Origin of the sequence: uncultured Methylibium sp., from assembly GCF_902826655.1 — a bacterium.
GTDB lineage: Bacteria > Pseudomonadota > Gammaproteobacteria > Burkholderiales > Burkholderiaceae_C > Methylibium.
Genome location: NZ_CADEFR010000007.1, coordinates 25769 through 50328 on the forward strand (window position 1 = coordinate 25769; position 24560 = coordinate 50328).

Genomic DNA, 24560 nt, shown 5'->3' on the forward strand with positions numbered 1-24560 from the left:
TCCCGAAGGTGGTCAAACCTCCAGTGTGTGAAGCGACGATGACCGCGCTGTGACGGCGTCGGGCTCAGGCCGCGAGCGACTTGGTGATCTTGTCGATGCGCGACAGCACCTCTCGCGTGAGCTTGGGCGCCAGCTCCAGCGCCTTCAGGTTGTCCTGCAGCTGCTCGATGCGGCTGGCCCCGAGGATCACCGTGCTGACGTGCGGGTTGTGGTTGACCCAGGCGATCGCGAGCTGGGCGACCGTGCCACCCAGCTCCGCGGCGACCGCTTCCAGCTGCGCCACCGCGGCGTTCTTGTCCGGGTCGGTCAGTCCGTCGCGCAGCCAGCCCATGCCCTCCAGCGAACCGCGGCTGCCGGCCGGAATGCCGTTGCGGTACTTGCCGGTCAGCAGACCCGAGGCCAGCGGGCTCCAGGTCGTCAGGCCCAGGCCGATGCCGTCGTAGAGCCGGTCGTACTCCTTCTCGACGCGCTTGCGGGCGAACAGGTGGTACTGCGGCTGCTCCATCAGCGGCTTGTGCAGGTGGTGGCGTTCGGCGATGTCGTGGGCGGCGCGGATCGCATCGGCCGGCCACTCGCTGGTGCCCCAGTAGAGGATCTTGCCGCGCTGGACCAGGTCGTGCAGCGCCCACACCGTCTCCTCGACTGGCGTGCCGGGGTCGGGGCGGTGGCAGAAGACCAGGTCGATGCAGTCGCGCTGCAGACGCTTGAGCGAGCCGTCGATCGCGTGGTGCAGGTACTTGCGGTTCAGCGTGTCCTGGCCGTTGATGCGCGGCTTGTCCTTGCCGCCGCGGTCCAGCCCCCAGTAGAACTTGGTCGAGACGACGTAGTCGAGCGGGTTGCGGCCCAGCTGGCGCAGCGCCTCGCCCATGATGGTCTCGCTCTGGCCGTTGGCGTAGACCTCGGCGTTGTCGAAGAAGTTGATGCCGGCGTCGAAGGCCGCGGACAGCATCTCCTTGGCGCTGGCGACATCGACCTGCTGGCCATACGTGACCCACGAACCGAGCGACAGCTCGCTGAGCTGCAGGCCCGAGCGGCCGAGACGGCGGTATTGCATGCGAGGTTTCTCCTTGAGGGGGGTGGGGCGGGGGAGCCGCGCGCCACCGAGGCGCGGGCTCACTACACTGCCGAGCGTACCCAAGACGCGCAGACCCCCATGGACAACGATGTTTACCGCGCCCGCCGCGACCGTGTCTGCGCCGCCCTGCGGGCCGCCGGCGGCGGCGTGGCCGTGCTGCCGACCGCGCCCGAGCGCCTGCGCAACGCCGACAGCGAACATCCTTACCGGCACGACAGCGCCTTCTACTACCTGACCGGCTTCGGCGAGCCCGACGCCTGGCTCGTACTCGATGCCACGGGCCGCAGCCTGCTGCTGTGCCGCGCCAAGGACGCCGAGCGCGAGATCTGGGACGGCTACCGCCTCGGCCCGCAGGACGCGCCGCAGGCGCTGGGCATCGACGAGGCGCTGCCGCTGGACGCGTTGGCCGAGGCCTTGCCGCAGCGGCTGGCCGACCAGCCCGCCGTGTGGTTCCCCTTCAGCGGCTACGAAGGGCTGGCGCCGCAGGTCACCGGCTGGCTCGACGCCGTGCGGGCGCGGGCACGGACCGGGGTCGGTGCGCCGACGCTGCAGCGCGACCTGCTGCCGCTGCTCGACGAGATGCGCCTCTTCAAGGACGCCCACGAAGTCGCGCTGATGCGCCGGGCCGGCGCCATCGGCGCGGCCGGCCACGTGCGCGCGATGCAGGCCTGCCGGCCCGGCATGCGCGAGTACGAGCTCGAGGCCGAGCTGCTGCACGAGTTCCGCCGCAGCGGCGCGGCGGGCCCGGCCTACACCTCCATCGTCGCGGCCGGTCGCAATGCCTGCGTGCTGCACTACCAGGCGGCCGACGCCGAGCTGCGGCCCGGCGAGCTGTGCCTGATCGACGCCGGCTGCGAGTACGGCAGCTACGCGAGCGACATCACCCGCACCTTCCCGGTCGACGGCCGCTACAGCGCCCCGCAGCGCGAGCTCTACGAGCTGGTGCTCGCCTCGCAGGACGCCGCGATCGCCGAGACCCGCCCCGGTGCCCGCAAGATGGACAGCCACTGGGCCGCGACGCGCGTGCTGGCGCAGGGCATGCTCGACCTCGGCCTGCTGGACCGGCAGGCGGTCGGCGGCCTCGACGAGGTCATCGCCAGCGCCGCCTACCGCCGTTTCTTCATGCACGGCACCGGCCACTGGCTGGGACTGGACGTGCACGACGCCGGCGACTACCTGGCGCAGGACGAGGCGCCGTGCGAGCAGCCCGACGGCCTGGGCGGCACCGCGGTCAAGCGGCCGTCGCGGCGCCTGCAGCCGGGCATGGTCGTCACCATCGAGCCCGGCCTCTACGTGCGCCCGGCGCCCGACGTGCCCGAGCGCTACTGGAACCTCGGCATCCGCATCGAGGACGACGCGCTGGTCACACCGTCCGGCTGCGAACTGCTCAGCCGCGACGTGCCGGTGGCGCCGGACGAGATCGAGGCGCTGATGCGGGGCTGACGGCCGACGGCGCCGCCGCCCGGTCGGCCGCCAGCAGAGCCTCGAGTCGCGCGCACACGTCGAGCATGGTCGACTCGATGCGCTGCAGCTCGGTCTGCGCGTAGCCGGAGGTCATCGCTTCGACCACCGCTTGCTGGACGGCCTGGGTCTGCGCCGCCAGCACCCGCCCCGACCCGGTGAGCGACAGCCGCTTCACGCGCGCGTCGGCCGGGTCGGCGTCGCGCTGCACGAGGCCGCGCTCTTCCAGTTGACCGAGCAGGCCGCTCAGGTGACTCTTGGCGAAGAACACGCGCTCGGCCAGGGCCTGCTGGGTCAGCCCGGGATGGCGCGCCAGATGGGCCAGCACTTCGTGCTCGACCACCTTGACACCTTGCGCAGCGAGCCGCGAGCTCATCACCGCATCGCACAGGTTGTAGGCCCGCACGACGGCCAGCCAGGTCGCGGTGGGCTGTCGATCGGGAGCGCGGGTGGAGGGCGGCACACTGGCCATGTCACTTGCCATATCGTTCGATAAAGAACTATACTGTTCGCTACTGAACTGATTCTAGGCGATGCGATGAACCTCTACCTGCGGCTGCTCTGGTCCCTGCTGCGTGCCTGGCGGCTCGGCCCGCTGCGGGCCGGCGCGACGCTGGAACGCCAGCTGCGCGTGCTGCCCAACGACCTCGACATCAACGGCCACATGAACAACGGCCGCTACCTGACGGTGGTCGACCTGATGCTGATCGAGTACTTCGCGCGCACCGGCTTCGGCCGCGTGCTGATGCGCCAGGGCTGGCGGCCGATGGCCGGCGGCTCCTTCATCAGCTATCGCCGCGGCCTGCAGCCCCTGCAGTCGTACACGCTGCGCTTCCGGCTCGACGCGGCCGACGACCGCTGGAACTACATGCGCTTCGAGTTCGTGTCGGCCACGGGCGAGATCTGCGCCGCCGGCTACATGAAGGGCGCTGCGGTCGGGCGCGACGGCCTCGTGCCCAACGCCCGCTCGTACGCGCTGATGGGCGAGCACGGCTTCGACCTGACCACGCCGTTGCCGGCGCCGGTGCGCGACTGGCTGTCCGCGGAGCGCGGCGTCATCGGTGCGGCGTGGTGAGCAGGGCTCGCTACTGAACCCGCTCCGGCGCGCGGTGCCACAACCGCGCCGCCGCTTCGGCCGCCTCGGAGACCGACGCCTCGACCGCTGCCTGCGCCGGCATCGCGAGCCGATCCCAGTGGCTGCGCAGGCGGCCGGCGGTCATCCGGAAGCCCTCGCTCACGTGGGGATGGCTGCTCAGGAAGAACAGGTGCGAGCGCACCTTGGACGCCATCATCAGGCTCTGCGCATGCGCGGCCAGCGGCTGCGACAGCGCCGCGCGCTCGATGACGCCGGTCATCAGGGCCAGGGTGCCGGCCAGCAGCGCCTCGGCGCTGGGCAGGGAGACGAGATCGTCGTCGGCTTCGGTCGCTGCCGCGCGGCCGGTGCAGGCAGTCTTGGGATCGCAGCTCATCGGGGCAGCCTCCGCCGCGGCGCGCGCGGCTCGTGAACGTCGTCGAGATGGCTCGGGGCGCGGCCCCTGGCTGCAGGCGGCGCCGGTCCGGCGCCTCGGGGGCATATTAATGCGAATGATTCTTATCTTGCAAGCTGCCTCCCGGCAGCTTGCAGGGACTCAGAGCGCCGCGGCAACGGCCTGCCCCACGTCCGGCGTGCGGGCCTGGCCGCCCAGGTCCGGTGTGCGCGGACCGTCCACCAGCACCGTCTCGATCGCCGCGACGATGGCGTCGTGCGCGTCGCGGTGACCCAGGAAATCCAGCATCAGCGCGCCCGACCAGATCATCGCGATCGGGTTGGCGATGGCCTTGCCGTAGATGTCGGGGGCCGAGCCGTGCACTGGCTCGAACAGGGAAGGGAAGCGCCGCTCCGGGTTCAGGTTGGCCGACGGCGCCAGACCGATGGTGCCGGTGCAGGCCGGTCCCAGGTCCGACAGGATGTCGCCGAACAGGTTGCTCGCCACCACCACGTCGAAGCGCTGCGGCTGCAGCACGAAGCGCGCGGACAGGATGTCGATGTGCTGCTTGTCGACGGTGACCTGCGGGTAGCCCTGGGCGACCACGTCGGCGCGGCTGTCCCACCACGGCATGCTGATCGCCACGCCGTTGCTCTTGGTCGCGACGGTCAGGTGCTTGCGCGCGCGCTGCGCGGCCAGCTCGAAGGCGAACTTCAGCACCCGGTCGGCGCCGTGGCGGCTGAACACCGACTCCTGGATCACGATCTCGCGATCGGTGCCGGCGTACATCACGCCGCCGAGATTGGTGTACTCGCCCTCGGTGTTCTCGCGCACGATCAGGAAGTCGATGTCGCCCGGCTTCCTGTTCGCCAGCGGCGACGGCACACCCGGCAGCAGCCGCACCGGCCGCAGGTTCACGTACTGGTCGAACTCGCGCCGGAACTTGAGGAGCGAGCCCCACAGCGACACATGATCCGGCACCACCGCCGGCCAGCCGACGGCGCCGAAATAGATCGCGTCGAAGCGCGACAGGGTCGCCTGCCAGTCCGGCGGCAGCATCTCGCCGGTCTTCTGCCAGTACGCCGCGCTGGCCCAGTCGAAGTGCGCGAACTCGAGCGCGAGGCCGAAGCGCCGCGCCGCCGCCTCGAGCACGCGCAGGCCCTCGGGCATGACTTCCATGCCGATGCCGTCCCCCGGGATGACGGCGATGCGATGCGGGCGTGCGGCGGTGCTCATGCCGCCGATGGTAGCGAGCGCTGCGCGCTCAGGCCGGGGCGGCCGGCGAGCGGATCAGGTGGTCGAAGGCCGACAGCGCCGCTTTCGAGCCCTCGCCCGCCGCGACGACGATCTGCTTGTACGGCACGGTCGTCACGTCGCCGGCGGCGAACACGCCGGGCAGGCTGGTCGCGCACTTCGCGTCGACGACGATCTCGCCGTACTTGCTGAGCTCGACCGTGCCGCGCAGCCACTCGGTGTTGGGCACCAGGCCGATCTGCACGAAGACGCCCGCCAGGTCGATCCGGCGCGCCTCGCCGCTCGCGCGGTCCTTGTAGGCCAGGCCGGTCACGCGGCTGCCGTCGCCGAGGATCTCGGTCGTCTGGGCGTTCACGTGCACCGTCACATTGGGCAGGCTGTGCAGTTTCTTCACCAGCACCGCATCAGCCTTCAGCTGGTCGGCGAACTCGATCAGGGTCACGTGCTCGACGAGTCCGGCCAGGTCGATCGCCGCTTCGACGCCGGAGTTGCCGCCGCCGATCACCGCGACCCGCTTGCCCTTGAACAGCGGGCCGTCGCAGTGCGGGCAGTAGGCCACGCCCTTGTTCGCATACTCGGCCTCACCGGGCACGCCGACCTTGCGCCAGCGCGCGCCGGTCGCCAGCACGATGCTTCGACCCTTGAGCTCCGCGCCGTTGGCCAGCTTGACCGTCGCGTAGCCGCCGGGCTGCGGTGCCGGCTCCAGCGCCTCGACGCGCTGGCCGTTGAGCAGCTCGACCTCGTTGGCGCGCACGTGCGCCTCCAGGTCGGCCGCGAAGCGCGGGCCCTGCGTCTGCTGGACGGAGATGTAGTTCTCGATGCCCAGCGTGTCGAGCGTCTGGCCGCCGAAGCGCTCGGCGACGACGCCGGTGCGGATGCCCTTGCGCGCGGCATACACCGCTGCCGCGGCACCGGCCGGGCCGCCGCCGACGATCAGCACCTCGTAGGGCGGCTTGTCCGCCAGCCGGGCGGCGTCGCGCGCGGCCGCGCCGGTATCGACCTTGGCGAGAATCTCCGACAGTTCCATGCGGCCCGAACCGAAGGGCTGGCCATTGAGCCAGATGCTGGGCACGGCCATGATCTCGCGCGCCTCGACCTCGGCCTGGAACAAGCCGCCGTCCACCGCGGTGTGGCGGATGCGCGGGTTCAGCACCGCCATCAGGTTGAGCGCCTGCACGACGTCGGGGCAGTTGTGGCAGGTCAACGACATGTAGGTCTCGAAGACGAGATCGGCATCGAGCGACTTCACCTGGTCGATCACCTCGGCCTCGACCTTGGGCGGATGGCCGCCGGCCTGCAGCAGCGCCAGCACCAGCGAGGTGAACTCGTGGCCCATCGGGATCGCGGCGAAGCGCAGGCCCATGTCGGCCCCGGCGCGGGTGACCTGGAAGGAAGGACGGCGCGCGTCGGCGCCGTCGAAGCGCACGGTCACGCGCGGGCTGAGCTCGGCGATCTCGGCCAGCAATTCGCGCATCTCGGCCGAGGCCGGGCGGTCGTCGAGGGAAGCGATCAGCTCTACCGGTTGCTGGACGCGCTGCAGGTAGGCGGCGAGCTGGGTCTTGAGGCTGTCGTCCAGCATGGCGGTGACTCCAGTGAGGCAAATGCGGCAGCCCGCCGCCGGCTCATCGCCGGCGGAGGCTTCATCGGACAAACGGGATCAGATCTTCCCGACGAGGTCGAGCGACGGGGTCAGCGTCTTCGCTCCTTGCTGCCACTTCGCGGGGCAGACCTGACCGGGGTTCTTGGCGACGTACTGCGCGGCCTGCAGCTTGCGCAGCGTCTCCTTGACGTCACGCGCGATCGCGTTGTCATGGACCTCGGCGGTCTTGATCACGCCCTCGGGGTTGATCACGAACGTGCCGCGCAGCGCCAGGCCTTCCGCGTCGATGTGCACGCCGAAGGCGCGGGTCAGCTGGTGGGTCGGGTCGCCGATCAGCGGGAACTTGGCCTTGCCGACGGCCGGGCTGGTCTCGTGCCACACCTTGTGCGCGAAGTGCGTGTCGGTCGTGACGATGTAGACCTCGGCGCCGAGCGACTTGAAGGTGTCGTAGTGCTCGGCCGCGTCCTCGACCTCGGTCGGGCAGTTGAACGTGAAGGCGGCGGGCATGAACACGAGCGCCGACCACTTGCCCTTCAGGCTCTGCTCGGTGACCTCGATGAACTTGCCGTTGTGGAAGGCCTGCGCCTTGAAGGGTTGAACCTGGGTGTTGATCAACGACATGGCGTCCTCTTCGGGTGGGTTGGAAAGACAGGCGGGTAAACCCGCATGCCTTGATTATTTGTGCGCCGCGTCATTTCACACATTGATAGAAGGTATGCAGGCCATCGGCAAACTCAATGGCTGCATCCGTCTCAGGGCGCCGCCGCCGCCGTGCCCGCCAGCGTCCCGCAGGTGTAGGCCTCCTCGAACACCGAATGGGCCGACAGGTCGGCGTGGGCGAAGTGCAAGCGGCCCTGGGGTCGGGCCAGTGCCGCCAGCGCCGGATCGCCACGCAGGCCCGGTGTCGGGACCAGCATCGCGTGGCCGTAGCGCATGCTGTCCATGCGCTCGACCTTGCCCGGCAGGTCCGGGTGGGCCTGCACCAGGTCGGCCAGCACGGCGTCGCGCCAGCCTTCCCAGGGCTTGTCGAGCAGTTGCGCCCGCGAGGCCCGCAGGTCGGGCAGCGACTGCCCACCCAGCGCCCAGTAGTGCGTCAGGACCGTCGGCCCCGGCACCGGGCGCAGGCTCTGGTGCATCGCGTCGACATAGCCGAGCGCGGCGCTGCCGGCGATGACGTTGTCCCAGGCCGGGGCCGGGCCCGGGCGATCGAGCAGCGGCTCGCGCAACTGCAGGTTGCTGACCAGCCAGGGCGCGTAGGACAAGCGCGGCAGCAGATCCGCCAGCGCCGCCGGCGGTGCATCGATCAGCCGTCGCGCGACGAAGAGCGGCGCGCACACGATCAGCCGGCGCGCGGTCCAGCGCTCGGCGCGCGCGGTCCGCGCGTCCCAGATCTCCAGCGCGACCTCGTGGCGGCCGGTCTCGATGCGCGTCGCGACGACGCCGCTGCGCAGGCGCTCGCCCAGGCCTTCGGCCAGCCGCTCCGTCAGGTGGGCGTTGCCTTCGGGCCAGGTCAGCACGCCGTCGGAGGCGTCGGCCGCGGTCTCGTCGCCCGGTGCGCGAAAGCCGTGGCGGCTGGCGAAGTAGTGGACGCCGGCCCAGGCCGACACCAGGCCGAGGCCGGCGCCGTAGTCGTCGCGGCAGCAGTAGTCGAGGTAGGCGCGCAGCAGCGGGTCGTCGTAGGCCCGGGCGTCGAGCCAGGCGGCGAAGCTCTGCGCATCCAGCGCCGCGAGGCCGGGGCTCCAGCGACTGCGCTGGGTCGGCACGGTGAAGCTCAGCGTGCGCTGAAGCTCGCGCAGTTCGTCGGCGAAGCGCCGCAGCTGCGCCAGCGTCGACGGCGCCGCGCCGTCGAGCGGCAGCAGGCCCTCGTGCCAGCGGCCGGCACCGCGCACGCCGGGCTGCGGATCGGGCACGAAGACGCGCTCCTGCGGCGCGTGGCAGAGCTGGCGCTCGTCGTAGACCGTGCGGCCGAGCTCCTGACGCGCGATGCCCAGCGCGTGCAGCAGTTCGGCAACCTCGCGCGCCTCGGGCCCCGGCAGCGGCAGGTAGTGCGCGCCCAGCGGGCAGCGCATGCCGCCCATCGCGTGCGCACGGGCGTTGCCGCCGGCGCGGTCCTCGATCTCGAAGAGACGGAAGTCGTCGACCCCCGCCTGCGCCAGCGCGCGCGCTGCGGCCAGACCGGCCACACCGGCGCCCACGATCGCGACCGCACAGCGCTTCGCGTCGCCGACCGGCGCGCGCGCCAGGCGGCCGTCGCGCAGCGCATGGCCGCGTCCGGCATCGATGCCGATCCAGCCGCCGGGGATGCCGGCGACGCCGCGCTCGCAGCCGGCCAGCCAGGGCAGCGCGGCGCCGCCCAGCAGCAGCGTGCGACGCCGCCCGTTCACTCGTGCAGGCGTCCCCATTCCTCTTCGAAGGTGTGGACCAGGCCCTGCGTGCTCAGGCGGTTGGGCTCCGCCGGCACGCGCGCCATGTCCGGCGGAAAGTCGAACAAGGCCGGCAAGCCGGGCGCGCTCAGGAAGCGCAGGCCCGCGGGCAGGCGCGAGGCCATCGCCTCCATCGCCAGCGGGCGCCGGCTGGCGACGATGAAGCCCCACTCTCCGAAGCTCGGGACATGCGCGTGATAGGGCGTGGCCCTGAGGTCGACCGCCTCGACCGTGCTGACGACCGTCCAGTAGCTCTTGCGCGCGATCAGCGGCGAGGTGCTCTGGATCACCGCGTGGCCGGAGGCCGCCAGGTGGCGCGCCAGCAGCGCGTAGAAGCTGGTCGAGTAGAGCTTGCCGATCGCATGGTTGCTGGGGTCGGGAAAGTCGACGATCACGACGTCGAAGAACCCCTCGTTGCGGTCCAGCCAGCCGAAGGCGTCGTCATTGACGATGCGCAGCTTCGGCGACTTGAGCGCGTCGCCGTTCAGCGCCGTCAGCAGCGGCTCGGTCGAGAACAGGCGCGTCATGGCCGGGTCCAGCTCGACCAGGGTGACCTGCTCGACCGACGGATGCTTCAGCACCTCGCGCACGGCCATGCCGTCGCCGCCGCCCAGCACCAGCACGCGCTTCGGTGCGCCGTGCGCCGCCATCACCGGGTGCACCAGCGCCTCGTGGTAGCGGTACTCGTCGCGCGAGTGGAACTGCAGGTTGCCGTTGAGGTAGAGCCGCACGCCGCCCGGACCGGCGGTGACGACGACGCGCTGGTAGGCCGAGGTCTGGCTGAAGACGATGCGGTCGCCGTAGAAGCGGTCCTCGGCCCAGGTCGTCAGCCGGTCGGCGCCGGCGAAGGCCGCGACCAGCGCGACGATGACTGCCGCGCAGGCGATCGCGTGCGCACGCCATGCGCGCAGCTCGCCGCGGAACAGCCACAGCGCCCACACCGCCACCGCCGCGTTGAGCAGCCCGAACGCCACGCCGGTGCGCACCAGGCCCAGCTGCGGCACCAGCAGCAGCGGGAAGGCCACCGACACCGCCAGCGCGCCGAGGTAGTCGAAGGTCAGCACCTGCGACACCAGGTCCTTGAGCGCGTAGCGCTCGCTGAAGTGGCGCTTGAGGATGCGCATCACCAGCGGGATCTCCAGCCCGACCAGGATGCCGACCACCAGCACCAGCGCGTACAGCAGCGTGCGGAACGGCGCCGTCGCCGAGGCCGGCAGCAGGCTGTGCACGATGAACAGCCCGGCCGGCATCAGCCCGCCGATCAGCCCGACCAGCAGCTCGATGCGCAGGAAGTTGGCGATCAGCTGGCGTTCGATGTAGCGCGACAGGAAGGAGCCGATGCCCATCGCGAACAGGTAGGCGCCGATCACGGTGCTGAACTGCAGCACCGAGTCGCCGAGCAGGTAGCTCGCCAGCGCGCCGGCCGCCAGCTCGTAGACCAGGCCGCAGGCGGCGACGACGAAGACCGAGACCAGCAGCGCCAGCTCGGCCGGGCGGACGCCGGGCGCGCCGGTGCGCGCAGCGGGGTCGAGGGCCGTCGGCTCGCTCACGCCGGTCAGGCCTCGCCGGGCCGCCCCAAGAGGACTGAGCGCCCCCTCGGGGGGCAGCACCGAAGGCGCGTGGGGGCAGCAGTCATGCTCAACGGGTGCGGTCGGGCGGCGTGCAGATCTCCACCGCGGCGCCGTCGATGCGGTAGGCACTGACGCCCATGGCCGAGTCCGAACGCGCGACGCTGAGCTTGCCGCGCACCGTGACGACCTCCATCGCGCGCAGGCCCTTGGCGGGCCGGGCCGGCAGCACGTGCACGATCTGGTTGGCCGGCGGCGGCGGGGTGTGGATGCAGGCGCCGAAGTACGGCACCAGCAGGAACTCGCTGACCTCGCCCCTGGCCTGCTCCAGCGGCACCAGGTAGCCGCTGATCTGCACCGCCTTGCCGTCGAGCTCGGGCCGCGTCGGTGCCTGGTCCCAGGACTCGCGCAGCGCGCGCATCAGCTCCTGCATGCGCGGGTCGGCGTCGCTCATCAGGCCCATGTTGGGCGGCCGCTTGAAGCCGGCCATCGGATCCCAGCCCTTCGGGACCAGTTCCTCCCACGGCAGGTCGCGGACGTCGGCCGCCAGACCGGGCCGGGCCAGCAGCGTTGCCGCGCCCAGCACCAGCAGGGCACGGCGGTTCATCGTCGAAAGGTGGGAAGGCATCGCGTCGTCCTCGGGCGCAGGGCCGCATGATGCGGCATCGATCAGACCGGCGGCGCCAGACCGTCGGCCAGCGACAGCCGGTAGGCGCGCCAGGCCGGCAGCAGGCTGGCCAGCAGGCCGGCGGCCAGCACCGCGCCCATCAGGGCCAGCGGGTCCGCACCGATGCCGGTCAGGCCGAGCGTGATGCCGAAGCGTCCCTGCAACCAGGGCGCCAGCACTGCGCAGGCCAGCGCATGCGCGACGGCGCCGGCCACCACGCCGGCCAGCGTCAGCAGCAGGCCCTCGATCAGCAGCAGGCCCAGCAGTTGGCGCGGGCTGGCGCCGACCGCGCGCAGGATCGCCAGCTCGCGGCGGCGCTCGTTGAGGCCCGCCGCCATCACCGCCACCAGACCGGCCAGGCTGACCACGGCCACCAGCGCCGACGCGAGCTGCAGGGCCTGTTCGGCCACGCCGATCAACGCCCACAGCTCGTCGAGCGCCACGCCGGGCAGCACGGCGACCAGCGGCTCCTCGCGGTAGTCGTTGACGAAGCGCTGAACCGAGAACACCGCGCTGCGCTGCTTCAGCCCGACCAGCGCCGCCGTCACCTGACGCGGCTGCAGCGCCTGCAAGGCGCCCGCGTAACCGCCGGCATGCAGCGCGTCCATCGCCTCGAGGCGGATGTGCACCGATCGATCCACCGGCGTGCCGGTGCGGGCCAGCACGCCGACGACGGTGAACGGCTGGTCGGCGTGGTCGTTGGCGGCGAGCGCGCCGTCGCCGTGGCTCAGCACGATGCGGTCGCCGCCGCGGTAGCCCAGGCGGTCGGCCACCTCGGCGCCGACCACGGCCTCGTGGAGACCGGTCGGCAGCGCACCGAAGACGCGGCCCGAGGCCAGGGCCAGCGCCTGCCGGTCGCCGTAGCGGAAGTGGCTGAAGTAGCCGTCGCTGGTGCCGACGACCGGGTAGCCGCGGTGCGAGTCGCCCAGCGAGATCGGCACGACCCAGGCCACCACGGGATGACGCTCGATCGCCTGCGCGCTGTCCATGCGCAGGTTGGCCGTCGCGCTGCCGATGCGGAACACCGCGTAGAGCATCAGCTGCACACCACCGGTGCGCGCGCCGACGACCAGGTCGGTGCCGGAGACGGACGCGGTGAAGCTCTCGCGCACGTCCGCGCGCAGCCGCTCCAGGCCCAGCAGCAGGAAGACCGACAGCGCGATCGATGCGACCGTCAGCGCCAGCACGAAGCGCCGGCTCCAGGCGCTGCGCGCGGCCAGGCCGAGCAGCGGCGTCATGGCGACACCCCGCCCGCCGTGTCGAGCGTCGACAGGTCGACACGCCGCGCGAAGCCGGCGGCCAGGCGCGGATCGTGGCTCACGAACACCAGCGCGCTGCCGGCCTCGCGGCAGGCCTCGACCAGCAGGCCCATGAAATCGTCACGCCGCAGTTCGTCGAGCGCCGAAGTGGGCTCGTCGGCCAGCACCAGCTCGGGGGTGCCGATCAATGCGCGCGCCGCCGCGACGCGCTGCTGCTGCCCGACCGACAGCGTGGCGGCCGGCCGCGTCCACGACGCCGGCGCGAGGCCGGTCCGCGTCAGCAGGCGCTCGGCGGCCGCACGCGCGCTGCCGTCGCGGCCGGCGGCACGCGCGGCGCGGCGCGGCGAGAAGCGGCACGGCAGCAGCACGTTGTCGATCACCGGCAGGTAACCGAGCAGGTTGAACTGCTGGAAGATCAGGCCCACGTGGTCCGCGCGGCGACGGTCGCGCTGTGCCGCGGGCAGTGCGGACCAGTCCTGGCCCAGCAGGCGCACGCTGCCGCCCTGCGGCAGCAGCACGCCGGCCAGCAGCGCGAGCAGCGTGCTCTTGCCGCTGCCGCTGGCGCCTTGCAGGAACACGCGGTCGCCGGCGCCGAGCCGCCAGTGGGCGATCGCCAGCGTCGCCTCGCGACTGCCGGGCCAGGCGTAGCGGAGACCGGTGACTTCGACGGCGGCGGCCGGCTCGCTCATCGCGGCCAGGCCAGGCGCGTGGCAGGCCGCCGCAGGACCTGCCGGGCCTGGCTGCGCGCACCGGCCAACTGCGCCTCGATGCGCGACAGCCGCGGCCAGGCCTTCATCAGCCCGAGCTCGACGTGGCCCAGCCGTGCCGGATCGGCGCAGCGGAAGCGAAAGCCCGCATCGATGTCGGCATGCTCGTCGGCCGCCCCGCCCGGAGCAGATCCGAGCCCGAGCGCCGACGAGGCGATCTCGACGGCCTCGCGCACGCAGCCGGCGGCCGGGTCAGGCTGCACCAGCAAGGCCTCCGTGCGCAGTCGCTCGACCACCGCTGCCGCGGCCTGCTTCTCGGCGGCGCTGCGCGGCGCGCGCTCGAAGCCGAGCAGGCTGTCCAGCGGCAGGCTCAGCGACACAGTGAGCACGGCTCCGTCGAGCACGGCATCGACTTGCGCCACGCCGTGCTGGTGCGCCGGCGCCGCGTGGGCCAGCGCCGCGGCCAGCAGCAGCGCCGCGCCGGCGCCGCTTCGCTCAACCGCCATGGATCGCCGCGGCGACGATGATGCCGATCGCCAGGCACATCGCCGCGACCACCAGCGCGAGCGCGGTGTTCTTCTTCTCGACGATCTCGGCCCACAGGTCGTAGGGCGTCAGCTTGTCGATGATGACGAAGCTGATCCAGAACACCAGCACGCCGACCAGCGCGAACAGGATCGACCCGAGGAAGACCGCCGGCTTGAACCACTCGATGCCCATCATGATGTGATGCTCCTTCGCTACTGTGTCACTGTCGTGGACCCTGCTCGGGCTACTTGTGCCCGCCGCCGGTGCTGAAGCCGCCGAACGAACCGCCGCCGGTGCGAACGCCGCTCCCGCCGCTGCGCTTGCACTGCTGGTACTCGTTGCTGGCCTCGCCGTAGGTGCGGCGCAGCGCGTCGCAATCGTCGCGGCTGCAACGCACCATCGAGAAGATCAGCACGACGACGAGCAGGAAGACGAACAGGCCGGCCAGCGAGCCGCTCTTGACCGAAATCGGTGCCGCGTCGCGCTTCATCGCCGCCTGCGGCGTGTCGGCGAGCCTGAAGGCCTTGATCAGCACGTCGGCGTCGAGCGCCGCGCCGGCCGACCAGGTGACCTCGCCGCCCTGGTCGTCCCGACCGCCCCCGCCGGTCTGCTCGCGATTGAGCTGCTTGCCGGCCGGGCCGCGGTAGTCGGTGTTGGTGGTGACCTGACCGCGCTCGAGCTTCCAGTAGAACTCGCCCAGCACGTAGGTGATGCGCCCGCGGTAGCGGTAGAGCTCCTGGTAGTGCTCGCCCTGCCAGCGCGCACTCGCGCCGCTGACGGTCGGCGCGCCGGTCAGCGGCCGCACCCAGCTCCAGCCGTCCTCGGCGTCGACCAGGAAGGCGAAGCCGGCCGTGCGGTGATAGAGCAGGTACTCGCGCCAGAAGCTCTGCTCGTCCTCGTCGCCCGGCTCGGGCAGCGTGCAGCGCTCGGCGTAGCCGACCACCTGCCAGGGCAGCGGGCCGCCGGCACCGAGCGCCAGCGTGCCGCTGCGGCCCAGCGGGATCAGCGGCTCGCCGCCGCCTCGTCCGTCCTCGCCGGGGGTCTCCTGTGCGTAGTGCTGCAGGTCGGCGCCGACGCCCTGCGAGACATCGACGACCGCATGGCATTGGTGGCAGGCGACGCTCTGCGTCGTGGTGAGCTTGACCTCGAGCGACGCGCCGCAGCTCGGGCACTCGACGCTGCGGCCGCCGAGCCGCTTGTCGCTGTCCTCGCGCAGCCCGGTCAGGCCCAGCGACGCCAGCTGCAGGCCGCGACCGACGTACCAGCGCGGCGGCTGGCCCTCGGCCGCGGGGCCGTAGTCGATGCTCGCCACCTCGTCCTGCGCATTGCGCAGCTCCGCGACGACATAGGCACGCTGCAGGTTCGGCACGAAGGGCAGTTCGCCCTCGGCCGCGCCGAGCTTCGCCGTCGTGACGCTCGCGACCGACCACGCGTCGCGGCCGACGAGCTGCTGCGCGCCGACACGCAAGGCCTCGGGCGGCGGCAGCGGCCCCGGTGGCTCGGCCTCGAAGCCGAAGACGTAGGCCCCGTTGTCCTCGCTCAGCCAGCCGGACTTGCCCGGGCCCTCGGCGCCCCCGTCGAACAGCGCGTGCCACTCGTTCCACGAGCCGCCGGCGTAGCGCACCTGCAGCCGGCCGACCAGCGTGAAGGCCGCGCCCTGCCAGCGGCCGGCAGCGCCCAGCTGCAGCGGGCTGTGGTCGTCGAACAGCTCGGCGCTGACGCCGATGCGACGCAAGGCCTCGCCGTCGCGCACCAGCGTGCTGCGGCAGAAACCGCAGACCGCCAGCGCCGACGCGGCCGAGCGGAACTCGACCGGCGCGCCGCAGCTCGGGCAGGCGGCGCGGTAGGCGCGTTGCGGTGAGGGCTCGGTAGCCACCCGCGGCTCAGACGAGCTTCTTCAGCAGCTCCGCCTTCTTGGCGCTGAACTCGTCCTCGGTCAGGATGCCCTTGGCCTTGAGTTCGGCGAGCTTCTCGATGGTCGCCATGACCTGGTCGGGCGCGATCGCCGCGGGAGCGGCCGCCGCCGCCGCCCCCACCGACGCACCGCCGCCCTGCAGGCCCTGCTGGAGGTTCTGCGCCAGCACCTGTCCCAGCGCCACGCCAGCGCCCAGGCCCATCGCGTCGCCCGCGATGCCGCCGCCACCACCGCCCTGCCCCTCGGCGAACTTCGGGATCGCCTGCGCGGTCTGGTACTGCATGAACTTGCCCATGTCGCCGCCGACCATGCCCATGCCGATCTTCTGGTCGAGGATCTTCTGCAGCTCTTCGGGCAGCGACACGTTCTGCACCGTCACGCCCTCGAGCTTGAGGCCGATCTTCTCGAAGGCCGGCGCCGTGACCGTGGCGAGCTGCTGCGCGAACTCGACCTGGTTGGCCGCCAGGTCGAGGAAGGGCACGCCGCTGGAGGCGACCGCATCCGAGATGTGCTGCAGCATCAGCGCGCGCAGCTGGCCGTCGAGGTCGCCGACGGTGTAGCGGTCGCGCGTGCCCGAAATCTCGGTGTGGAAGAGCTTGGGGTCGGCCACACGGTAGGCGTAGTTGCCGAAGGCGCGCAGCCGCACCGCGCCGAAGTCCTTGTCGCGGATCGCGACCGGCTGGGTCGTGCCCCAGCGCTGGTCGATCTGCTGGCGGGTGCTGAAGAAGTAGACGTCGCTCTTGAACGGCGACTGGAACAGCTTGTCCCAGTTCTTCAGGTAGGTCAGCACCGGCAGCGTCTGGGTCGTCAGCTTGTACATGCCGGGGCCGAACACATCGGCCACCTTGCCCTCGTTGACGAACACCGCCATCTGCGACTCGCGCACGGTCAGCGAGCCGCCGTACTGGATCTCGTTGCCGGCCATCGGGAAGCGCCAGGCCAGCGTGCCGTCGCCGTCCTCCGTCCATTCGAGGATGTCGATGAACTGCTTCTTGATGAAATCCATCAGCGCCATGGGAAACCTCCTGGTGGGAAGCGTGAGCACGGGTAGGGACACAATCGCGGCGGGATCATAGACCGCGGTCCGCGGCCGTCACGCACCCCTTGGGGTGAGTGTCGCCAGGACGCACAGAGCAGACACCGATGTCGACGACTCTTTCACTCGCGGTGGTGGGCGCCGGTCCGGTGGGCCTGGCGCTGGCGCTGCAGGCGGCGCGCGCGCGGCCCGACGCGGCCGTCAGCGTCTTCGACATGCGCCCGGCCGACCAGGACGTGGCGGGCGATCCGCGCACGCTGGCGCTGTCGCTCGGCAGCGTGCAGGAACTCGAGCGCCTGGGCGTCTGGCCGGCGATCGCGCCGCGCGCTGCGGCGATCCGCGCGGTGCACGTGTCGCAGCAGCAGCCGGCGCTGGCCTTCTCGCTGCTGGGGCGCGCCGAACCCGAGCTGCTGCTGACGTCCGAGGAGTGCGGGGTCGAGCAACTGGGCGCGGTGGCCAGCTACGGCGCCATCGTCGCCCCGCTCCAGGCCGCGTGGCTGGCGGCGGCGGAGCGCGAGCCGCACCGGCTGTCCGCGCGCTTCGGCAGCACGGTGGCGGCGTGCAAGGCGCTGGACGACGGCGTCGAGCTCGACGCCGGCATCGCCGAGCGCTTCGACCTCGCGGTCGTCGCCGAGGGCGGCGTGTTCTCGGGCCAGGCGCGCAAGGCACTGGCTCACGACTACGGCCAGACCGCCTGGGTCGGGCAGGTGACTCTGGACCGGGCCGCGGGCATCCCCGGCACGGCCTACGAACGCTTCACCGCGCAAGGCCCGGCGGCGCTGCTGCCCCTGCCGGCGCCGGTCGACGGCCCGGCGCGCGCGGCGCTGGTGTGGTGCGTCGACGCGAGCGACGACCCGGTGCGCGATCTCGACGACGCGCAACGTCTGGCGGTGCTGAACCACGCCTTCCACCCGCGCGTCGGCCGCTTGACGGCACTGTCGCCGCTGAAGGCGTTTGCGCTCGGGCTGAACGCCGAGCGCACGCTGGTCGATCAGCGCACGGTCCGGATCGGCAACGCCGCGCAGACCCTGCATCCGGTCGCCGGTCAGGGCCTCAATCTCGGCCTGCGCGACGCGCATGCGCTGGTCGACGCCTTGCGGCGCGAGGCCGACGTGGGCCGCGCGCTGGCCCGCGTCGAGTGGCAGCGCGCGCCCGACCGCTGGGCGCTGATCGCCGCGACCGACTTCCTGGCGCGCAGCTTCACCTGGCAGCTGCCGGGCCTGTCCAGCGCACGTGGCCTGGGTCTGGCGGCCCTGCAGGCGCTGGCGCCGGCGCGGCGTGCGCTGGCGCGGCAGATGATGTTCGGCTGGCGCTGAGGCCGGCTCAGGCGGCCGCTTCGACGATCCGCAGGTCGCGCACCGCGCCGTCGCCCAGCGCCACCAGCGCGGCCTGGTAGTCGGCGCTGTCGTGCACGGCCGCGGCCTGCGCGACGCTGTCGAACTCGATCAGCACGGTGCGGTCGAGCTTGCCGTCCTCGTAGGCGCGAGCGGCGGTGCCGCGCGCCAGGAAGCGCCCGCCCCCGGCCTGGATGCAGGGCCCGGCGAGCCTGGCGTAGGCGGCCAGCGCGTCGGGGTCGGAGATGGAGCGGTAGCAGGCGATCCAGTAGGCCTTGGGCATGATGGTCTCGATCGATGAAGGAAGGAACCGTGCGCGACTTTCACACGGCGCAGTAGCGCTCCTGGATCTCGCGGTCGGCCAGCAGCGCGGCGGCGTCGCCATGATGGACCACGCGGCCCTGGTCGATGATGTAGGCGCGGTCGGACACCTTCAGCGCGCGCTCGACGTTCTGCTCGACCAGCAGCAGCGTCGTGCCCTGGCGCTTCATGCGCGCGAACAGCTCGAACATCTCGTCGACGAGGATGGGCATGATGCCCTCGCTCGGCTCGTCGAGCAGGATCATCCGCGGCCTGGCCATCATCGCGCGCGCGATGGCCAGCATCTGCTGCTCGCCGCCGGACATCGAGCTGCCTTCCTGGTCCAGGCGCTCCTTCAACCGCGGAAAGGTCTCGGCGATCTCGTCGACACCGCGCTGCAGGTCCAGCTTGCCCGCTCCGGACTTGGCCGCGATCAGGCCGAGCTGCAGGTTCTCGCGCACCGTCAGGCCCGGCACGATGCGGCGCTCCTCGGGCACATAGGCCAGGCCGAAGTGGAAGCGCGTGTGCGCCGGTTCGGCCAGGAAGTCGCGGCCGTCGAACCGCGCGCTGCCGCCCCGCTTGCCGACCAGGCCCATCAGCGTGCGCAGGGTCGTGGTCTTGCCGGCCCCGTTGCGACCCATCAGCGTGACGATCTCGCCCGCGTCGACGTGGAAGGACAAGTCCTGCACGACGTGGCTGCGGTCGTACCAGGCGTTCAGGCCTTCGACATCGAGGAGCGCCGTCATGACCCCTGCCCCAGATAGACGCGCTTCACTTCGTCGTTGGCGCGGATCTCGGCCGGCGTGCCCTCGGCCAGCAGCTCGCCGTGGTGCAGCACCACGAGCCGCTGGCACAGACCCATCACCAGCTTCATCTTGTGCTCGACCAGCACCACGGTGCGCTCCTCGGCCAGCCGCGCGATCAGGTCCATCATCACCGTGGTCTCCTCCGGCGACATGCCGGCGGTCGGCTCGTCCATCAGCAGCAGGCGCGGCTTGCTGGCCAGCGCCATCGCGATCTCGAGCGCGCGCTGCTGGCCGTGCGCCAGGTCGGCGGCGCGCTTGCCGCGTGCGTCGGCCAGTCCCACGCGCTCCAGCAGCGCCGCGGCGAAGTCCGACACCTCGCGCAGGGCGCTGCGCGGCCGCAGCAGCGCGAAGCGCGACACCGGCATCTGCGCGGCCACGCGCACGTTCTCGTGGGCGCTGAGCTGGCGGAACACGTTGGTGATCTGGAAGCTCTTGGCGATGCCGCTGCGCGCGTAGTCGTGCGGCTGCAGGTGCGTGATGTCGCGGCCCTCGAACAGCACGCGGCCGGTACTGGCCGGAAAGGCGCCGCTGATGACGTTGAAGAAGGTGCTCTTGCCCGCGCCGTTGGGGCCGATGATCGCGGTCAGCTGGCCGGCCGGGAAGGCCACCGTGACCTTGTTCAGCGCGGTGAAGGCACCGAAGCGCTTGCCGACGCCCTCCGTGGCGAGGATCGGTGCACCGCTCATGCCTTGCCTCCCCTGCCCGCCGCGCGCTCCAGCCAGTCCAGCGTCGAGCCCCAGATGCCGCGCGGGAAGAACAGCACGAAGACCATGAACACGATGCCGACCACCGCCATCCAGTACTTGGTCATGTGGGTGACGATGTCCTCGAGGTACAGGAACACCGCCGCACCGACGAAGGGCCCGAAGAAGGTGCCCATGCCCCCCAGCAGGCACATCATCACCGCCTGCCCGGACTGCAGGTAGTGCAGCGAGTCGATCGGCACGATCGACAGGTGCAGCGCGCGCAGCGTACCGGCCAGGCCGCAGACCGCCGCCGACAGCACGAAGGCCAGCAGCTTGGTGCGCGCGACGTCGTAGCCGCAGGCAGCGGCGCGCTTCTCGTTCTCGCGCACGGTCTCGATCACGGCCCCGAAGGGGCTGGCGAGGACGCGCGACACGAACCACAGCGCCAGCGCCACGAAGACCAGCATGAAGTAGTACTTGGCGACCGGGTTCAGCAGGTCGACCTTGAACACGCCGAAGTCGATCGCTTCGACCGAGACACCGCGCAGGCCGTTCTCGCCACCGGTCCAGCGCTCGGCCTTGTAGAAGGCGTAGTAGACGATCTGGCCCAGCGCCAGCGTGACCATCGAGAAGTAGATGCCGCGCGTGCGGATCGCCAGCAGGCCCAGCCCCAGGCCGGCGACGGCCGAGGCCGCGACGCCGATCGCGATGGCGGCCCACCACGACAGCCCCGCATGCACGATGGCGATGCCCGCGAGGTAGCTGCCGATGCCGAGGAAGGCCGCATGCCCGAAGGACAGCAGGCCGGTGTAGCCGAACAGCAGGTTGAAGCCCACCGCGTACAGGCCGAAGATCAGGATGTTGACCGCCAGCGCGTGGTAGGGCATCACCAGCGGGAACACCATCAGGAAGGCCAGCACCGCCAGCACCCGGTGGCGGGCGACGAGGTCGAGGACGTTGCGCAGGTTCATCTCGGCCTCAACCCATCAAGCCGGCCTTGCCGAAGAACCCCTGCGGCCGCACCAGCAGCACCACGGCCATCAGCACGAAGATCGACAGCTCGGCCAGGTCCGGAGCGAACAGCGAGGTCATGCTGAACACGATGCCGACCAGCAGGCCCGCCACGACCGCGCCCGGCAACGAGCCCATGCCGCCGACCACGGTGACGACGAAGGACTCGGCCAGGATGGGGATGCCCATCTCCGGATTCACCGCGCGCGTCGGCGCCGCGAGCGCACCCGACAGCCCGGCGATCGCGGTGCCGATGCCGAACACCAGCAGCCACACCTTCGCCACGTCGATGCCGAGCACGCGCACGATCTCGGGATCGCGAGCGCCGGCGCGGATGATCAGGCCGTAGCGCGTCTTCTCGATGAAGAGCCACAACGCGCCGATGACCAGGGCGGTGGCGAAGATCAGGAACAGCCGGTAGGTCGGGAAGTAGCCGATGCCCAGGTTGGTCGCGCCGCGCAGCTCGGCCGGCGTGCTGGAGGGCATGCCCTCGATGCCGAACAGGAAACGCATCGCGTCGACCAGCACGTAGCCGAAGCCGAAGGTCAGCAGCAGCGGATAGTCGATGCCGCGGCCGTACAGCGGGCGCACCAGGAAGCGCTCGAGCACGAGGCCGATGCAGCCCACCACCAGCGGGGTCAGCACGAGGCTGAACCAGAAGCTGCCCGTCAGCCCGAGGAAATAGACCCCGAGGAAGGCGCCGACCATGAAGAAGGCGCCGTGCGCGAAGTTGACGACGGTCAGCATGCCGAAGATCAGCGACAGGCCGATCGCCAGCAGCGCGTAGACCGAGCCCAGCGCGATGCCGGTCACCAGTTGCAGCGCGAGCAGGTTCGGGGTGATCTCACCCATGCGGGCTCCTGACGGAAGGACGAAGGAGCCGGGCGCGGCAAGGCACCCGGCCGGCGGTGAAGGGCTTCAGGCGCTGACCTTGTGCCCCATCTCGTCGCAGCTGCGCAGGTTCTTCTCGTCGGCCGGCTCGATGGCCATCACGTTGAAGACGTCGTTCTTGTCCTTCATGCCCTTGGACTTGCTCTCGACGATGACCACCGACTGGATCGACTGGTGGTCGCACTTGCGGTACTGCTGCGGCCCCTTGTACCAGTCGTACTTGAGCTGGCGCAGCGCGATCGACACCGGCACCGAGTCGCTGGACTTGGCGTTCAGCACCGCCTGCAGCACGCTGCGGATGCCGGCATAGCCGAGCGCGCCGTAGTCGCTGGGCACCGCGCCGCCGTAAGCCTTGCGGAACTTGTCGTTGAAGGCCTTGGCGGACGGGATCTTGTCCTCCATGCCCCAGTAGTAGGACGTGCCGCCGCCGATGCCCTCGAAGGCCTCGGCGCCGCCGGCCAGCCGCGAGGTGAACAGCAGCACCGGCGTGATGATCTTGGTGCCCGACTTGATGCCGAAGTCGGTGGCCTGCTTGGCCGAGTTGACGAGGTCGCGGCCGAAGTTGCACAGCACCAGCACGTCGGGCTTGAGCGCCTGGATGCGCGGCAGGAAGGCCGAGTAGTCGGCCGTGCCCAGCGGATGGCGGATGTCGGCCAGCGTCTTCATGCCCAGCGCGTTGCCGGCCCGCTGGAAGCCGCGCACCATCTCGTGGCCGTAGGCGTAGTCGGCGGTCAGGTAGACCACGCCCTTGCCGGTCTTGGGGAAGTAGTAGCGCGCCACCGCACCGGCCGTGAGGTGCGGGTTCAGCGCCTCGTGGAAGGTGTACAGGCTCCAGTCCTTGGCCTCGTTGATCGCGTCGGACTGGCTGATCGAGTTGAAGATGATCTTGCGGTCGCGGCACACCGCGTTGATGGACAGCTGGGTCGCGGCCGACAGCGAGCCGACGACGAAGTTCACCTTGTCCTTCTCGATCAGCTCGAGCGTGCGGGTCGCCGCCTCGCCGGGGTTGAGCTTGTCGTCGCGCACCAGCAGCTCGCACTTGCGGCCGTTGAAGCCGCCGGCCTCGTTCCATTCCTTCACCGCCAGTTCGGCGGCGCGCACCTGGTCCTGTGCCTCGGCCGAGAAGGCCCCGGTCAGCGGCACCGGAAAGCCGATCTTGATCGGCTCGCCGCTCTGCGCGCGCGCGATGTTGAACAGCATCGGGCTGGCGGCCGCAGCGGCGCCGGTCGCGATCAGCTGGCGGCGGCGACGGTTCGGGGAAGTCGTGCTCATCTCGGGTCTCCTGTGGGCGGACGGTGTCGTCTCTGGGGTGGATGATCGGGTTCGGGCGGCTCAGGCCGGCACCGGCGCGTCGCGCATGGCGGCCAGGTCGATCGCGGTTTCGCGCATCACGGTGCTGGCGTCGCGGGCCGTCTCGGCGGCGCCGCGCTCGGCGGCGCTGCCGCCCTGGGCCTGCATGTAGGCCCCGAGGCGGCGGCCGCGCTCGACCACCGCGCGGCCCGCGGGCAGCCGTTGCGACTCGTAGCGCTGCAGCGCCTGCGGCGTGGCGCCGAGTTCGGCGATCGCCGCGCAGAGCGCCAGCGCGTCGTCGCCGGCCTTGGTCACGCCCATGCCGACATGCGGCCGCGCCACGAAGGCCGCATCGCCCATCAGCGCGACGCGGCCGAAGGCCAGTTGCTGCGACATCAGGTCGTGGATCGGCTGCAGGAATGGCTGCGCGGTCTTCTCCAGCACCTCGGCCCACTGCGGCGCGAGCAGGTCGCGGGCCGCCTCGCGCATGCGCGCGACCTCGTGCCAGCTCACCTTGTGCGGCGGGATGCCGGCGGCGTGGTGCACGCCGTCGGCATCGGTCATCAGGCGCTTCAGCTCGACGGCCTCGTCGGCCGGGCGGTACCAGACGAAGTTGTAGCGCCGCTGGCCGCGCGCGGTCGCGTTGCCGGGGCCGGCGACGGGGTAGCCGATCATCTGCTCGCCGCGCGGCAGGCCGAAACCGAAGTGGTCGAACAGCGTGTCCAGCGTGCGCTGCGACAGCAGCCCTTCGTCGCAGACGCCGCGCCAGGCGACGTAGCCGGCGTACTCGGCCTGCGCCGCGGGCGCCAGCTGTGCGCGCACCGCGGAGCGGATGCCGTCGGAGGCGACCAGCAGGTCGGCCTCGAAGCGCTCGCCGCCGGCGCAGTGCACGCGCACGGCCTGCCCGTCCTGGTCGACCCGCGCGACGCTGCAGCCGCGCCGGTGGCGCTCGGCGGGCAGGGCCGCCAGCAGCAGGGCGTAGAGCCGGCTCCAGGACGTCAGCACCTGCGCATGGTCGCCGCTCGCCACGGTATCTCCCTGCGCATCCAGCACCACGCGCGAGGCGACGGCGACGCCCAGCGTCTCGTCGACCGTCACGCCGGCGGCGCGCAGGGCCGTCACCAGACCACGGTGCGTGACGATGCCGGCGCCGCGGCCGTCGAGCGAGGCGCTCGCCTTCTCGAGCACCGTCACGTCGTGCCCCGCGCGCAGCAGCACGTTGGCGGCCATCAGGCCACCGAGCGAGCCGCCGGCCACGAGAATGCGCGCAGCATGCATCGCCG

At 71.5% G+C, this 24560-nt stretch carries 25 protein-coding genes; 3 read left to right on the plus strand and 22 right to left on the minus strand.

Annotation, left to right across the window (positions count from 1 at the left end; translation table 11 throughout):
- Positions 1–64 precede the first annotated feature (64 nt).
- Entirely contained in the window at positions 65–1054 is a 990-nt protein-coding gene (locus tag QZV97_RS05075; RefSeq protein WP_295639452.1) for an aldo/keto reductase, read from the minus strand.
- Between the two features lie 99 nt (positions 1055–1153).
- Here QZV97_RS05075 and QZV97_RS05080 point away from each other — a divergent pair, with 99 nt between their 5' ends.
- A complete protein-coding gene (locus QZV97_RS05080; RefSeq protein WP_295639455.1) occupies positions 1154–2518 on the plus strand; it encodes an aminopeptidase P N-terminal domain-containing protein in 1365 nt (454 codons plus the stop codon).
- On the opposite strand, the gene QZV97_RS05085 is transcribed toward QZV97_RS05080, so the two are convergent.
- Complete coding sequence (locus QZV97_RS05085; protein WP_295639458.1) at positions 2463–3008, minus strand: MarR family winged helix-turn-helix transcriptional regulator; 546 nt, start codon at positions 3006–3008, stop codon at positions 2463–2465. The genes QZV97_RS05080 and QZV97_RS05085 overlap by 56 nt on opposite strands.
- A gap of 66 nt (positions 3009–3074) precedes the next feature.
- Between QZV97_RS05085 and QZV97_RS05090 the strand changes: the two genes are divergently transcribed.
- Complete coding sequence (locus QZV97_RS05090) at positions 3075–3611, plus strand: thioesterase family protein (RefSeq protein WP_295639461.1); 537 nt, start codon at positions 3075–3077, stop codon at positions 3609–3611.
- Positions 3612–3621: 10 nt separating this feature from the next.
- On the opposite strand, the gene QZV97_RS05095 is transcribed toward QZV97_RS05090, so the two are convergent.
- From QZV97_RS05095 to QZV97_RS05155, 13 genes are all read right to left on the minus strand, one after another.
- Positions 3622–4005 carry a hypothetical protein gene (locus QZV97_RS05095; protein ID WP_295639464.1) on the minus strand — a complete coding sequence of 128 codons (384 nt, stop codon included), beginning with the start codon at positions 4003–4005 and terminating at the stop codon, positions 3622–3624.
- 159 nt (positions 4006–4164) lie between these two features.
- Positions 4165–5238, minus strand: coding sequence for a tartrate dehydrogenase (locus QZV97_RS05100; RefSeq protein ID WP_295639467.1), 1074 nt, complete (start codon positions 5236–5238; stop codon positions 4165–4167).
- 28 nt (positions 5239–5266) lie between these two features.
- A complete protein-coding gene (gene ahpF / locus QZV97_RS05105; protein ID WP_295639471.1) occupies positions 5267–6835 on the minus strand; it encodes an alkyl hydroperoxide reductase subunit F in 1569 nt (522 codons plus the stop codon).
- 78 nt (positions 6836–6913) lie between these two features.
- Complete coding sequence (gene ahpC / locus QZV97_RS05110) at positions 6914–7477, minus strand: alkyl hydroperoxide reductase subunit C (protein WP_295639474.1); 564 nt, start codon at positions 7475–7477, stop codon at positions 6914–6916.
- 131 nt (positions 7478–7608) lie between these two features.
- Positions 7609–9240: an FAD-dependent oxidoreductase gene (locus QZV97_RS05115; RefSeq protein ID WP_366558889.1), complete on the minus strand. Its 1632-nt coding sequence runs from the start codon at positions 9238–9240 to the stop codon at positions 7609–7611.
- Positions 9237–10829: a polyamine aminopropyltransferase gene (locus QZV97_RS05120; RefSeq protein ID WP_295639481.1), complete on the minus strand. Its 1593-nt coding sequence runs from the start codon at positions 10827–10829 to the stop codon at positions 9237–9239. The genes QZV97_RS05115 and QZV97_RS05120 overlap by 4 nt, the downstream gene beginning before the upstream one ends.
- Before the next feature lie 88 nt (positions 10830–10917).
- On the minus strand, positions 10918–11475 hold the full coding sequence (locus QZV97_RS05125) for a DUF3299 domain-containing protein (protein ID WP_295639484.1): 558 nt from the start codon (positions 11473–11475) through the stop codon (positions 10918–10920).
- Between the two features lie 41 nt (positions 11476–11516).
- Entirely contained in the window at positions 11517–12752 is a 1236-nt protein-coding gene (locus tag QZV97_RS05130) for an ABC transporter permease (protein ID WP_295639487.1), read from the minus strand.
- Positions 12749–13462 carry an ATP-binding cassette domain-containing protein gene (locus QZV97_RS05135; RefSeq protein ID WP_295639491.1) on the minus strand — a complete coding sequence of 238 codons (714 nt, stop codon included), beginning with the start codon at positions 13460–13462 and terminating at the stop codon, positions 12749–12751. The genes QZV97_RS05130 and QZV97_RS05135 overlap by 4 nt, the downstream gene beginning before the upstream one ends.
- A complete protein-coding gene (locus tag QZV97_RS05140) occupies positions 13459–13986 on the minus strand; it encodes a DUF2796 domain-containing protein (RefSeq protein WP_295639494.1) in 528 nt (175 codons plus the stop codon). Before QZV97_RS05140 ends, QZV97_RS05135 begins: the two co-directional genes overlap by 4 nt.
- A complete protein-coding gene (locus tag QZV97_RS05145; RefSeq protein ID WP_295639497.1) occupies positions 13976–14203 on the minus strand; it encodes a DUF350 domain-containing protein in 228 nt (75 codons plus the stop codon). Before QZV97_RS05145 ends, QZV97_RS05140 begins: the two co-directional genes overlap by 11 nt.
- A gap of 49 nt (positions 14204–14252) precedes the next feature.
- Positions 14253–15884 carry a DUF4178 domain-containing protein gene (locus QZV97_RS05150; RefSeq protein WP_295639500.1) on the minus strand — a complete coding sequence of 544 codons (1632 nt, stop codon included), beginning with the start codon at positions 15882–15884 and terminating at the stop codon, positions 14253–14255.
- A gap of 7 nt (positions 15885–15891) precedes the next feature.
- On the minus strand, positions 15892–16938 hold the full coding sequence (locus QZV97_RS05155; protein ID WP_295639503.1) for an SPFH domain-containing protein: 1047 nt from the start codon (positions 16936–16938) through the stop codon (positions 15892–15894).
- 128 nt (positions 16939–17066) lie between these two features.
- Between QZV97_RS05155 and QZV97_RS05160 the strand changes: the two genes are divergently transcribed.
- Positions 17067–18275, plus strand: coding sequence for an FAD-dependent monooxygenase (locus QZV97_RS05160; protein ID WP_295639506.1), 1209 nt, complete (start codon positions 17067–17069; stop codon positions 18273–18275).
- 7 nt (positions 18276–18282) lie between these two features.
- Here QZV97_RS05160 and QZV97_RS05165 read toward each other — a convergent pair whose 3' ends face one another.
- From QZV97_RS05165 to QZV97_RS05195, 7 genes are all read right to left on the minus strand, one after another.
- Complete coding sequence (locus QZV97_RS05165; protein ID WP_295639509.1) at positions 18283–18576, minus strand: DUF1330 domain-containing protein; 294 nt, start codon at positions 18574–18576, stop codon at positions 18283–18285.
- Between the two features lie 40 nt (positions 18577–18616).
- Positions 18617–19339 carry an ABC transporter ATP-binding protein gene (locus QZV97_RS05170; RefSeq protein WP_295639512.1) on the minus strand — a complete coding sequence of 241 codons (723 nt, stop codon included), beginning with the start codon at positions 19337–19339 and terminating at the stop codon, positions 18617–18619.
- Complete coding sequence (locus QZV97_RS05175; RefSeq protein WP_295639515.1) at positions 19336–20085, minus strand: ABC transporter ATP-binding protein; 750 nt, start codon at positions 20083–20085, stop codon at positions 19336–19338. The genes QZV97_RS05170 and QZV97_RS05175 overlap by 4 nt, the downstream gene beginning before the upstream one ends.
- Entirely contained in the window at positions 20082–21056 is a 975-nt protein-coding gene (locus tag QZV97_RS05180; RefSeq protein WP_295639518.1) for a branched-chain amino acid ABC transporter permease, read from the minus strand. Before QZV97_RS05180 ends, QZV97_RS05175 begins: the two co-directional genes overlap by 4 nt.
- 7 nt (positions 21057–21063) lie before the next feature.
- Positions 21064–21948: a branched-chain amino acid ABC transporter permease gene (locus tag QZV97_RS05185; protein WP_295639521.1), complete on the minus strand. Its 885-nt coding sequence runs from the start codon at positions 21946–21948 to the stop codon at positions 21064–21066.
- Positions 21949–22014: 66 nt separating this feature from the next.
- Positions 22015–23259: an ABC transporter substrate-binding protein gene (locus QZV97_RS05190; RefSeq protein WP_295639524.1), complete on the minus strand. Its 1245-nt coding sequence runs from the start codon at positions 23257–23259 to the stop codon at positions 22015–22017.
- Between the two features lie 60 nt (positions 23260–23319).
- Positions 23320–24555, minus strand: a complete 1236-nt coding sequence (locus tag QZV97_RS05195; protein ID WP_295639527.1) for an FAD-dependent monooxygenase — start codon at positions 24553–24555, stop codon at positions 23320–23322.
- Positions 24556–24560 lie beyond the last annotated feature (5 nt).